We start from the raw sequence: 12,681 nt of genomic DNA, 5'->3' as shown, positions 1-12,681 counted from the left end.
ACGGTCACATTATAACAAAATCAAAACATTTGTAAATAGTTTGATGTTCAAAACTTTTATCGAAGACTGTCGAATTAACCCAAAACCTAGTAAAATCAAGGTGTTTCAAGTAATATTTTTTTTCGTTTTTTTTATGTTTTAATCGTCATTTTTTTATGTTATAGTCTTTTTTAGGAGGGCACAATTAATGAAAATACCCGAAATAAAAGCTAAGACAATCATTCAAAACAAAGCCGATAAAAATCATTTTTGGTTTGGTTTTGACTACAACATGAATCTCTACCAAGGATGTCATCACGGTTGTATTTATTGTGACAGTCGTAGTGATTGTTATCAAATCTCAAACTTTGATCAAATTAAAGTAAAACATAACGTACTCACCCTACTTTCTAAAGAACTTTGTTCTAAAAAAAGAAAAGGGGTGATTGCAATTGGAGCCATGTCTGATCCCTATAATCATTATGAACAACAATTAAAGATAACTCATCAAGCTTTAAAAATAATAAAGCAAACCAATTTTGGTGTAATGATAACGACTAAAAGTCATACGCTCATTAACGATCTTGAACTCATAAAACAAATTAATGATAAACAATCTGTCCTAATTTGTATGACCATTACTTGTGGTGATGATTCATTAGCAAAATTGATCGAACCAAATGTTTCAATTTCATCAAAACGATTTGAAACAATTAAACAATTACGCCAACACAATATTTATGCTGGGGTTTTAATGACACCGATTTTGCCATTTATTAACGATACCCCTGAAAATATTCGAGAAATCATCTATCGCGCACATTTAGCCAATGCCAGCTTTGTTTATCCTATGTTTGGTGTGACTTTACGAGATCATCAACGTGATTATTTCTATACGCAGCTAGATCATTTATTTCCCGGCTGTAAGGAACGCTATATAAAACAATTCGGTAATACTTATTTATGCAACAGCCCACGACTTTATGAATTAAAAAATATATTTATTGAAGAATGTCACAAATATAATATCATTTATAAGATGGAAGATATTATAAATGGTTATAAACAAACTGCATCATCGGAACAATTGAGTTTATTTTAAAAAATAGTCCAGAAGATCTTCTGGACTATTTAGCATGTTCATATGTATAATTCATTACCACTTAATAGATAATACTCATCTTTTTTTAGTATCAATGTTTTGATAGTCTAAACGTTTATACAAATTATCAATATATTGGTGTTTTAAAACCTCTTGAAAACTATATTTAAAATTCAAATCAAATACAAATACTAAATGTGGTAACCAAATATCTAAATCATTTTGCTGACAGCTGCTTAAAATCATTTCATGATTCAAAAATGACTGGTACACTGCTCTCACTAATCAATTGTTTTTCTATTTCTTCTTTTCCCTTATAATAAATTGTTTCTAGCGGGAGAGTAGATTAATTTCCAGCTTATCGATTTTGTTAGCATCACGGATAATCTTTGCATGCAGTAATTCATGAGTATCTAATCCCATTCAAATCACATATTTATTGTGCTTTATGATTGCTTTATAAATAATTTGCTCATTATTATAAATATCACTAAATTTTTCAATCAACCTATCTTAAAATAATAAAGAGACATCGAAATCATATTCACTGACATAAGTATTAAATTCTTTATATGCATACTCTATTTTTATCATTAACTTACCTCAAAAAAGTGATCTTAATTATTAAGATCACTCTTTTCTTTTAAATATTCATTAGCATGGTTCATTATATTTAACATCTTCTTAAAAGTATCACTATTTTGATAATTAAGTCGTTTAACTAATTTTGTAATATAATCTTGTTGATAAACATAATTACAACTATACTGATAATTCAAATCAAATATCAAGGCCAAAAAGGATACCCAGCGATCCAAGTCAGTTTTACGAGTGGTACTAAGAATTGATTCACTATTCATAAATGTTTCATATATCGATTCAGTAATGATGTCATTTTCTAAAATCTCTTGTCCAGCATCCAAAAATGCTTCGAACGTTTCTAACAAACCTGTTTTAAAGATATCGATTTTGTCAGCATCACGAATTATTTTACAGTGGAGCATCTCATGTTCACTTAATCCCTCAGCAATTTTATATTTATTATGATTAAAAATAGCTTTGTAGATCAGTGGATAATCTTTTTGATCAATATCAAATTTACTAATTAAATTATCATCAAATAAAATTTGAACACCTAATAATGCATGATCAATTGTTTTACTATCAATAAAACAATTATAACGTTTTAATTGTTCAAATCTCCCAATATCATGTAATAATCCAATTAATGATGCTAAGTCTATTTCATCTTGATCTAACCCGAGACTCACTGCAACATTTTTTGAGGCCTCCATAACACGATAAGTATGTTCTATCTTTAAGGCAACTTTAGGATTATCTTTATCATAATTCGCTACATATTCATCAAACAATCTTTTAGCATTTTTTAAATCTATCATCTAACCACCTCCAGCTATCATTATATGCTCTTTAACAGCATTTCTCTACTATTTTCTAAATAGTAATTTCTATTTTTATATGGTTATGTTATATTAATAAACAAGGATGTGATTAGATGAAATTAAGATTAACTACTACTAATGATTTAACCGCTGTCATGACAATTATCAATCAAGCTAAAGTATATTTTAAAGAGCAAGGAATCAACCAATGGCAAGATGGTTATCCTGATGAATTAACTATTATTAATGATATTAGCCGCCATGAAGCTTATGTGCTTGAAGATAACGGAGAAATAGTCGCAACTGCGATGATCTCTAAAGAGCTTGAACCTAGTTATAATTATATAGAAGGGAAATGGCTTCAAGATAATGCATACATTGTAGTTCATCGCATCGCGATACGAAATGATCAAAAAGGTAAAGGCTTGGCAAAAATCATTATTGATGAAGGATTAAAACTTTATCCTAAAAAACCAAGTATCCGTATGGATACTCATGATGATAATCTTTCGATGCAGCGTTTCTTGATTAAATATGGATTTGAATATTGTGGCACTATTTATTTAGAAAATAAAGAAACTCGACGAGCATATGAAAAAATTCTTTAACCTGCATTACAAAGTGCAGGTTTTATTGTTCAATAAAATCAATTAATACTTGATTAAAACGTTCTCGTTCATCATAAAAAATCCCATGTCCACTATATTCAAACTTGCATAAAATCGAATCTTCTATACATTCATGCATGATTAAAGCAAACGAAAAAGGACAAATTTTATCAAGCACTCCATGCATGATTAAAGTAGTGACCTTAATCTCAAACAAATCTTGATACACATCTTCATCTCGTAAAGAAATTGCTGTTTGGATCGTTCCTATTCCTGATCCCTTTAAACAAATTGATGTAAACCAGTTCATAAATTCACTGCCATGATTTAATGCAAAAACATTTTGTCCGAAATCATGAACCATTTTAGGTCGATTAGTATAACACTGCTCAATCAGTTGATTTACCGCATCGATACTTTGTCCTTCGGGATTATGAATTGTACGAGTATATGAAGGCACTGCAGCACCAGCCAAAACTAGTTTACTTACTCGTTCTTTTCCAAATTTACTCATATAACGAACACAAATCGCCCCACCCATTGAAAATCCTACTAATGTCACATTATGGACATTTAAGGTTATTAAAACACTATGCAGATCTATCGCTAATTGGTCATAATCATAGCCCCTGCCCATAACTTGTGACATTCCTAATCCACGAATATCATAACTAATGATGCGGTATCGACAATCGTTTAAAATATCTTTTTGATATTCATACATTTCTTGGCAAATTGGCCAGCCATGCACTAAAACTACTGTCTTTTGATGAGCTGGATTAATATCCTCTACCGCTAATTTGGCATTATCTGATGATTTTAGATAAAACACATAATCCCCCCTCATCATATTCTATGTAAGCTCAATAATATTATAACCTTATTTTAATTATTAATTTTTGTATACCAGCAGTCGATTAAGTTAATCAATATTTACTATGATTCGCTATCATTAATTTTGATAAATTATATTGTGATATTGGAGTGAGAATATTAATATATATCATCAGTGCAATTATTATCTATGGGTATAGTTGTTATTATTTTACCAGTACTATCGCTAATCTTTTAATTGCATTAATAGCCTTATGAGTATTTGGTATATTTATCATCGGATTAATTTTCTTAAGGAATGTCCGCATAAAAAATAATTATAGTGGTCTCTTGTAAGTTGAAACATTCCTTATTCTCAGCTTGTTTTTAAATGATTTTAATAGCTTGAGCGACTATAACCCCATTATTCTTTTTACTAACAGAAATATTACTATGACATATAATATTTCTGTTAGTAACTTGATAATTACAATAATTTTGACTATTATCTTAGTTATTTTCAATATTTATATCTTTAAGTGTAAAAATTATTTCATTTGTATTCATATCTTATTGTATTCAGCATATTTTTATATGAGGTGAAGAACATGGATACTAAAGTAAATAAGCCTTACCCCGAAATAAAAGTAACTGTGCCAAATGAAACTTATGGTTTAATGATCCTTGATAATGTCGGTGGGATGAATTCTGAAACATCTGCAATTTGTCAATATATTTATAACCATAGTATTGCTGGCGAAGATTTTTTAGAACTAAAAAAAACATTTTTAAATATTTCTATGGTCGAGATGCATCATTTAGACATCTTCATGACCCTTGCCTTAGAATTAGGTTTAGACCCCCGCTGGTGGAGCTGTCTAAATGATCAATGTACTTATTGGTCACCATCATATTTAAATTATCCTAATTCACTAGAGGAAGTACTAAAAACAGCAATAGACGCTGAATATCAGGCAATTGATAAGTATATGTATCAAGCTAGCATCATCAAAGATCCCTATATTGTTGCGATTTTAAATCGAATCATTGAAGATGAAGAACTGCATATCAAGGTTTTAAAAGAATGGGAAACTAAATTAGTTAGATAATCTAACTAATTAGTTTTCCTTCTTTTAATAATTGCAATAATTGTAAATTTTGCGCCGCACTACCTACATAATTAGTAATTCCATTAAGTTTTGCTAAATGTTGACGATTTTCAAAACTTGTATCAACATTAATTTGCTGAAGGGCTCCAACTAAACTATCTCCAACATAATTAGGATTTGACAAATAGCTTACCCTACCTTCAATTACCTGGTCATTGACCCAGCCTTGATCATTACCTATTAAATAAGGATTTCGAGTATTTTTTACAATTCGAGTTATCTTTCCAACATTACGATATGGCCGTAACGGATTAGAAGATTCACTAGTTAAAAAGACATAGCTAAATCTTACTGTATCACCTAATTTATATTGTTCCACTGCTGTATCAATATCAAAATTATTCTTACCTGCACGTTTAATAATAGCTGGAAAATCAGCATAACAATAATTCATATCAACAATTGTTGGTACCCCTTGAACCCATCCAGTCGAACTATATTGCCACATATCATACGGTTTATCATAATTTAACTCAGCAGCATAGTTAGCAACCCACCGTGTATAATTATCAAAAATCGGATCCGTTAATTTAGTGTTCCACCAGTATAGTGAAGCATACATCCCAACATAATATCCATTGGCTTCTAATTCATCAGCAAATGTTTTAGCGATATTTGCAATCACATCATTTGATTGCTTTCCAGTCGTATTATTATCTTCTAAATCATAATACACTGGATATGCCATCTTATAGTTTTTCACTAGACGTAAAACATGTTGTGCTTCCCCTCTAGCATCACTACTATTTTTAGCATATGAATATAAGTAAACACCAAACGGTATTCCTAATCGTGTACACTCGTCTGCATTTCTTTTAAACAAACGATCATCTTGATCTGTTCGATCTTGACCAAAACCACATCTAAGAATTGCAAAATCAACTCGATCTTGAACAATTTCCCAATCAATTACCCCCTGATATTGTGAGACATCAATTCCATGTGTCGTCATTCTTCCACCTCCATTAATAATATATGAGCAATTGTCAAAAATGTGTGACTTTCTAGACTTTTTTATCATTTTAATGCGAAACAATGAATATTATGTTATAATCACATTGGTATGGATTAAATACGCCATCTTTAAAACTGAATATAAAACTAAATAATATATATAAATTGGAGGTCGATGAAATGAAAAAAGTATTCGTCACTGCTTTAGGAGTCTGTACAATGCTTTCATTAGTAACTATTCCCACTCCTGTTCAGGCAACTGATTTTTCCGGGCAAGAAGATAAGTACATGAAATTATGCTCATCTTCAAATCTTTCAACTAATAACTTGAACACTTGTAAAGAATTCAATACATACTTGAAAAATAAAAATAAAGAATTGAAATCTCAAGTAAGTGATTCAAAAAGCAAAGTATCTGATACTCAAAATAGTTTGAATAGTATCTCAAGTGAAATTAGTGCATTAAATGATCAAATTGCTGAAAAACAAAAAGAAATTGAATATTTACAAACTTCAATTTCAAATTTAGAAGCAAGTATAGCTAAAAAAGAAGAAGAAGTAAAAGAACGTATGTATTCAATGCAATCATACAATAACAATAATTCATATATTGACTTTATCTTTGGGGCTTCTAGCTTCACTGATATGTTTGCCCGAATTGACAGCGTTAATGAAATAACATCGTATGATGATGAATTAGTTGCACAACTAGCTGATGAAAAAGAACAAGTAGAAACACAAAAAGCTACGGTTGTTACTGCCAAAGCTAATATTGAAAGTCAAAAATCATCAAAGCAGGCACTACAACAAGAATATCAAGCTCTATTTGAAAAACAAAACGCTGATTTGATTGCGCAAGAAAAAGCAGCTGCTCAAGCGGCCGATTCAAGTCAAAAAATCACTGATAATATCGCTGCACTATTAGCTGCTACTGAAAAATCACAAGTTTCTGGCGGAAGCGTTGTTTCTGGTGATTCTGCAGTTGGAAACGCAATTGCACAAAAGGCTTTAACTCGCGTTGGTTATATGTATGTATGGGGTGGATGTCACAGCATGTCTGAAATCGCTAATCCAAACCACACTGCATTTGACTGCTCAGGTTTAGTCAACTGGGCTTATTATCAATCAGGTGTCAACATTGGTTCTAATAATACCAAATCGCTAGCTAGTAAAGGGGTATCTGTTTCTCGTAATAACATGCAGGCCGGAGATATCATCTTATTTAGCAGTAATGGAAGTACCAGCGGAATTCACCATGTCGGTATTTATATCGGTGGTGGTAACATGGTTCATGCTCCACAAACAGGTAAACCTGTTCAAGTAGCGGATCTTGGTTATTCATATTGGCAAAAAGAATGGTATGACGTTCGTAGATTGTATTAATACAATTAGATGAGCAAGCTTGCTCATCTTTTTTATCACATATATATGAAATTCATAAATTAATTTCATTATTTCCATAACAAATGTGATATTTTTTAGAAAATTAGCTTTATATCCTTAGAAAAAATCTAAATTAGTATTTACTTATTAAGAAAAATATAGGATAATTACTATGTATCGAGGTGATTGTATGAAAATAAAAAAAGTTATATCTACAGCTTTAACGCTGACAATAGTAACAAGTGCATGTTATTATGCAGCCCCTGTGGCAGCCGATGAATTTGATGGTAATGAAAGTAAATATATGACATTATGCTCATCTTCGAATTTATCTAGTAGTAACAAATCAACTTGTGAAGCATTCAACAAGTATCTTAAAACTAAAAATTCTGAATTAACTAAAAAATTGGCCGAACAAAAAGAGGCTGCTAGTGACACTAAAACAACACTAGAAAGCGTTCAAAAACAATTAGATGAAGTTAATAAACAAATCAGCGATAAAGAAGCTGAAATTGAGTATTTAAATACAACTATTGCCAATCTTCAAGCAAGTATTGAAAAGAATACTCAATTATTAAAAGATCGTATGTATGCAATGCAATCTTATGCAAATGAAAATACATATATTAACTTTATTTTTGGTGCAAGCAACTTCACGGAAATGTTCTCAAGAATCGACGGTTATAACGAACTTACACAAAGTGATAAAGAGTTGATTGAAGAACTTAATAAACAAAGAAAAGAAGTTGAACAACAACAAACTATTTTAGAAGAAGCTAAAGCCACTTTAGTTATTCAGCAAGAAGAACAAAAAACATTAAAAACAAAATATACAGCTTTGTTAGAGGAACAAAACAAATCAATTGCATCTACTCAAAACACGATTTATGATTATGGTGAAATGACTGAAACCCTGGATGCTGCAATTAAAAAATTTAATGAAGAAGCATATGAAACTCCAACTCCTACACCACCGCCTCCAAAACCTGATAATGGTGGAAACAATAATAATTCCGGTGGTAACAACAACAATAATAACAACAACAATAATAACAATAGCGATTCTGGAAATAACAACAATGGCGGAAACAATAATAATGATTCTAGCACATCAGATAATCTTGGTGAAAAAATCTATGCTGCTGCTTATGCTAAATTAGGATCGCGTTATTGGTGGGGAGCTCAAGGTCCCACATACTTTGACTGTTCTGGTTTAGTATATTGGTCATTAAAACAAGCAGGTGTTAGTGGTGGTCGAGATACTGCTGCTGGTTACTCCAGAAAATGGTCAGCTGTAAGTTTTGCAAACTCTAAAACTGGTGATTTAGTATGTTTTGGTAGTCCAGCTTATCATATTGGAATCATTGTTGTAAACAGCGATGGTTCCAGATCAATGGTTCATGCCGGTGGTGGTGATTCATCAACACACGGTGATAATCCAAAAGCTTATGTTAAAGTATCTTCAATTGAACCAGGATCATATTACTATAGTAGAATAAGTACAATTAGACGTGTTAGTAAATAATAGATATTTTAAAGGACAAATTTTGTAGTTCACTACAATACTTGTCCTTTTTTATTTTAGGCGATAATTATCCAAATAATATATGAGCGTTATGTTATATTTATATCCTATTTAAAATTTACTATGCTATAATTAAAGTTAGAAAACAAAGGAGGGAAATGAGCATGAAAGCAAAGATAATATCCCTCTTTCATTACTTATTAGTCTTTTTATTAATAATTTTTAATACCAGCTGTCAAGCTAAATCAATAAATATTGTTGATACAAATAATAATGATCAGATTGAACTAAATTTTTATGGATATAAAACGGAAGCAATTAATGTTGTTGCAATCGAAGAAATTTTACAAGCTTATATGGATAAAAATCCCAATATTACCATTACCTATGAAAGTGTGAAAGGAACTGAGTATTATGAGATACTAAAAAAACGTTTGGCCTCTAATAACTATGATGACATTTTTATGATCGATGAAGATAATTTACAGCAATTAACTAATTATAATTATTTTGAAGATTTATCAAAGCTAAAAACAATAAAAAACTTTAACACAAACTCATTGGAACAAATGGTGCAACCAGATAATACGATCCCCTATATTCCAACTTCTATTTCAGCATTTGGATTATATTGCAATCTTGATTTACTAGAAAAACATCATCAGTCAGTTCCTAAAAATAATCAAGAATTTATGGCTGTTTGTCAATATTTTATTGAGCAAGGAATTACTCCGATCATCGCTAATAATGATATTTCTCTAAAAACAATTGCTCTTGCTAAAGGTCTTTATCCCATCTATCAATCACCTGAAAAGGATAGAATAATCGCTTCACTAAATCAAGATCCTAGCATTCTTTGTAATTATCTTAAAGAAGGATATCAATATGTTAAACAGTTAATCGACAATAAATTCATTGATGCAGCCACAACTTTAAAAACAGAAAAAACTGCAGACGATCTAATACAGTTTGAAGAAAATAAAAACCCTTTTATGTTAACTGGTGCCTGGGCCTCTGTTCGAGTTGAAAAAAGTTCACCAGATTTAAATTTTAAAGTTTACCCTTATCCAATTTTAGACGATGGAGCAATTCTAGTTTCAAATATTGATACCCGTGTATGTATTAATGCTAAAGGTCCACATATTACTGAAGCAAAAAAATTTATTGAATATTTAAGTCAAGAAGATGTGATGTGGAAATTTGTAAATAGTCAGTCCTCTTTTAGTCCTCTGAAAGAACAACGTATTGCTGATGATCCTAAGATTCAAGAATTAAGCCCTTATTTAACCTCAGAGAAAACAATTCTAGGTAGTGATTCAAATATAAATCTTCCCCTTTGGTCACTTACCCATGAAGGAATCACCCAATTATTAACAGGAAACAGTATTGATAGTGCATTAGAAATAATCAAAAATTATGAACAGTGAGGATGATTCCAATGAAAAATAAAAAAATATCGTTAATGATTGTCGGGGGAATTAGTGCTGTGATTTTTGTTGTTTTTTCCATGTTCATTTATGTTAATTATGTTCAAGATTCTCTTTGGGATAAGTCAATCAATGATATTTTAGAAACAACCTCTCAGGAGGAAAAAGCCTTTAATGTCTATATGACTAAAGAAATGACTAACTCCCAAAACATCCTTACTAATATTGCCTATCTACAAACTAAGATTCCGCAGTATCTCCAGCATCTATCTAATCGTGAAGAAGCTAAATATTTATATATCGACTATACCAATGACTGCTACTATGATGAAAATGGTAATTATCCGTTAGGTGATGAACAGTTGTTTCAGCAAATAAAAGCTGATAATAATTCACAAGGATTTTTAGAGCCCTATCTTAATTCAAAAACAGGTATTAAGACTTTTGCAACTTATGTAAAAACAAGCGATAGTCAAAGTGTCATTGTCAAAGAAACTCAATTAAGTTTTATTATTGAAAACTTCTCACTTTCGTTTTATAACGATTTAGGTTTTTCATATATTGTTAAAGATAATGGTGAAATTTTAATTCGTTCCAAACATCGTAACTCAAATCGTACTTTTAAAAACTTATTTGATTTAATCGATCTGTCTGGTAATGATGCAAAAACCATTGAATCATTTAAAGCATCTTTATCTAAAAGAGATAAAGGTGTTGCCTTATTTAATTATCAAGATAGTTCCAATGTATTTTGCTATGTTCCATTACAACAAAACAATCACTGGTTTATTATTTCAATTATTCCTAATAATGTAATCATGAAGCAGGCCAATAACATTATTATTTCCTCCATAATTTTATGTAGTGGTATTGCTGGTGCAATCAGCTGTGTTGTTTTGCTATATATCCGTGATAGCCGTAAACACAAAAGAATGTTAGAGAACTTAGCTTTTTATGATCATTTGACCATGCTCTATAATTATCAAAAGTTTAAAACAGAGGGGGAAAAATTATTTTTGGAACGTAATCATACTCTTCTTGCAGTTCTGTATTTAGATATTAATGACTTTAAAATAATTAATGAATTATATGGTTATAAATATGGTGATAAGATCTTAACGCAGCTGGCAAATATTTTAAAAAAATTGGTCATAGCCCCAGGACTTACGTGCCGAGTAAATGCCGATAATTTTTTAATCATGCAGTCATATCATGATAGAACCGAACTGGAAAACTTATGCCAAGAAATCAATCAAAAATTTTGTAATCTTTTAGAATCACTTGATAATAAAAATAATACTATAGTTAAAATTGGTATATGCTGCTATGAAGATGATCAAACAATCTCAGGTATTGATGGTCTAATTGACTGTAGTCACCTCGCTTTAAATGCATATATACCTGGCCAAACCAATAACTATTACTTCTATAATTCTAAAATGCATGATCAAATGATTAGAAAAGTAGAGATTGAAAATAACATGGAGTCCGCTTTACTGAATAACGAATTTACATTCTATCTACAACCAAAGTATGCGCCAAATGGACAAGTCATGTTAGGAGCTGAAGCTCTAGTTCGTTGGCTTGAGCCATCAGGAAATCTCATTATGCCTGGTGAATTCATTCCAATCTTTGAACAAAATGGCTTTATTCTTAAAATGGATGAATATATATTTGAAAGTGTTTGTAAGTTTCTCTATCAACGAATTATCGAAAACCTGCCAAATGTTCCTATATCGATTAATATTTCTAGATTACATCTTTATCAAGATGACTTTATTGAACGCTACAGTAAAATAAAAAATAAATATAGTTTACCTGATAAATTAGTTGAATTAGAAATAACCGAAAACATTTTACTTGATAATATTGAAAGAATTAGAAACATTATCATTGAACTACAAAATAATGGCTTTACTTGTTCAATCGACGATTTTGGTTCAGGTTACTCATCATTAAATTCTTTAAAAGACTTACCATTTGAAGTCATAAAATTAGACCGGCTTTTCTTAATCAACAGTTATGATATTCAAAGAAGTCAAGAAATCATCAAAGCTATTGTTGAAATGGCTAAAACTATTAATATTAAAACAGTTGCTGAAGGTGTCGAAACCCCAAGCCAATTGGAATTTTTAAAAATGATTGATTGTGATATGATCCAAGGATATATCTTTTCTAAGCCACGACCAATCAAAGAATTTGAACAACTGCTTATAAATCAAGAAAAATAACTTTTTAATTAGATTCCTATTTTTAGAGTTGCAGACTCGAAAGTAGGAATTTTTTAACATTTTCTTAGATATGCACCCAAAAACAGC

The 12,681-nt window shown here is 30.6% G+C and carries 10 protein-coding genes; 7 read left to right on the top strand and 3 right to left on the bottom strand.

What is annotated here, in order from left to right:
* Nucleotides 1-187: 187 nt before the first annotated feature.
* Nucleotides 188-1,081: an SPL family radical SAM protein gene (locus tag EYR00_RS02455; RefSeq protein WP_003539000.1), complete on the top strand. Its 894-nt coding sequence runs from the start codon at nt 188-190 to the stop codon at nt 1,079-1,081.
* A 617-nt stretch (nt 1,082-1,698) separates the two neighbouring features.
* On the opposite strand, the gene EYR00_RS02450 is transcribed toward EYR00_RS02455, so the two are convergent.
* Nucleotides 1,699-2,481 carry an HD domain-containing protein gene (locus EYR00_RS02450; RefSeq protein ID WP_003539005.1) on the bottom strand — a complete coding sequence of 261 codons (783 nt, stop codon included), beginning with the start codon at nt 2,479-2,481 and terminating at the stop codon, nt 1,699-1,701.
* A gap of 116 nt (nt 2,482-2,597) precedes the next feature.
* Here EYR00_RS02450 and EYR00_RS02445 point away from each other — a divergent pair, with 116 nt between their 5' ends.
* Nucleotides 2,598-3,092 (top strand): GNAT family N-acetyltransferase, encoded by a 495-nt coding sequence (locus EYR00_RS02445; RefSeq protein ID WP_003539007.1) that lies wholly within the window; start codon nt 2,598-2,600, stop codon nt 3,090-3,092.
* 22 nt (nt 3,093-3,114) lie between these two features.
* Here the strand turns inward: EYR00_RS02445 and EYR00_RS02440 are convergent, their stop codons facing one another.
* On the bottom strand, nt 3,115-3,924 hold the full coding sequence (locus tag EYR00_RS02440) for an alpha/beta fold hydrolase (RefSeq protein WP_008792260.1): 810 nt from the start codon (nt 3,922-3,924) through the stop codon (nt 3,115-3,117).
* Nucleotides 3,925-4,513: 589 nt separating this feature from the next.
* Between EYR00_RS02440 and EYR00_RS02435 the strand changes: the two genes are divergently transcribed.
* Nucleotides 4,514-5,014 (top strand): ferritin-like domain-containing protein, encoded by a 501-nt coding sequence (locus EYR00_RS02435; RefSeq protein WP_003539012.1) that lies wholly within the window; start codon nt 4,514-4,516, stop codon nt 5,012-5,014.
* A 1-nt stretch (nt 5,015) separates the two neighbouring features.
* On the opposite strand, the gene EYR00_RS02430 is transcribed toward EYR00_RS02435, so the two are convergent.
* Entirely contained in the window at nt 5,016-6,026 is a 1,011-nt protein-coding gene (locus EYR00_RS02430; protein WP_008792261.1) for a glycoside hydrolase family 25 protein, read from the bottom strand.
* A gap of 182 nt (nt 6,027-6,208) precedes the next feature.
* Here EYR00_RS02430 and EYR00_RS02425 point away from each other — a divergent pair, with 182 nt between their 5' ends.
* The 4 genes from EYR00_RS02425 to EYR00_RS02410 all read left to right on the top strand — a co-directional run bounded on the left by EYR00_RS02425 (nt 6,209) and on the right by EYR00_RS02410 (nt 12,594).
* The gene (locus EYR00_RS02425) at nt 6,209-7,411 is read left to right on the top strand and encodes a C40 family peptidase (RefSeq protein ID WP_008792262.1); all 1,203 of its coding nucleotides are present in this window, start codon (nt 6,209-6,211) and stop codon (nt 7,409-7,411) included.
* 190 nt (nt 7,412-7,601) lie between these two features.
* A complete protein-coding gene (locus tag EYR00_RS02420; protein ID WP_224209059.1) occupies nt 7,602-8,936 on the top strand; it encodes a coiled-coil domain-containing protein in 1,335 nt (444 codons plus the stop codon).
* 164 nt (nt 8,937-9,100) lie between these two features.
* Entirely contained in the window at nt 9,101-10,363 is a 1,263-nt protein-coding gene (locus EYR00_RS02415) for an ABC transporter substrate-binding protein (protein ID WP_003539020.1), read from the top strand.
* 11 nt (nt 10,364-10,374) lie between these two features.
* Entirely contained in the window at nt 10,375-12,594 is a 2,220-nt protein-coding gene (locus tag EYR00_RS02410; RefSeq protein ID WP_009008641.1) for a bifunctional diguanylate cyclase/phosphodiesterase, read from the top strand.
* The last annotated feature ends 87 nt before the right edge of the window (nt 12,595-12,681 follow it).

Source organism: Thomasclavelia ramosa DSM 1402, from assembly GCF_014131695.1.
Classification (GTDB): domain Bacteria; phylum Bacillota_I; class Bacilli_A; order Erysipelotrichales; family Coprobacillaceae; genus Thomasclavelia; species Thomasclavelia ramosa.
The sequence above is the reverse complement of the archived record's forward strand: the minus strand, read 5'-3'. Positions and strand labels throughout refer to the sequence as shown.

Coding starts and splice junctions, on each gene's coding strand:
- EYR00_RS02455 (WP_003539000.1), top strand. CDS start 188: ATGAAAATACCCGAAATAAAAGCTAAGACAATCATTCAAAACAAAGCC.
- EYR00_RS02450 (WP_003539005.1), bottom strand. CDS start 2,481: ATGATAGATTTAAAAAATGCTAAAAGATTGTTTGATGAATATGTAGCG.
- EYR00_RS02445 (WP_003539007.1), top strand. CDS start 2,598: ATGAAATTAAGATTAACTACTACTAATGATTTAACCGCTGTCATGACA.
- EYR00_RS02435 (WP_003539012.1), top strand. CDS start 4,514: ATGGATACTAAAGTAAATAAGCCTTACCCCGAAATAAAAGTAACTGTG.
- EYR00_RS02430 (WP_008792261.1), bottom strand. CDS start 6,026: ATGACGACACATGGAATTGATGTCTCACAATATCAGGGGGTAATTGAT.
- EYR00_RS02425 (WP_008792262.1), top strand. CDS start 6,209: ATGAAAAAAGTATTCGTCACTGCTTTAGGAGTCTGTACAATGCTTTCA.
- EYR00_RS02420 (WP_224209059.1), top strand. CDS start 7,602: ATGAAAATAAAAAAAGTTATATCTACAGCTTTAACGCTGACAATAGTA.
- EYR00_RS02415 (WP_003539020.1), top strand. CDS start 9,101: ATGAAAGCAAAGATAATATCCCTCTTTCATTACTTATTAGTCTTTTTA.
- EYR00_RS02410 (WP_009008641.1), top strand. CDS start 10,375: ATGAAAAATAAAAAAATATCGTTAATGATTGTCGGGGGAATTAGTGCT.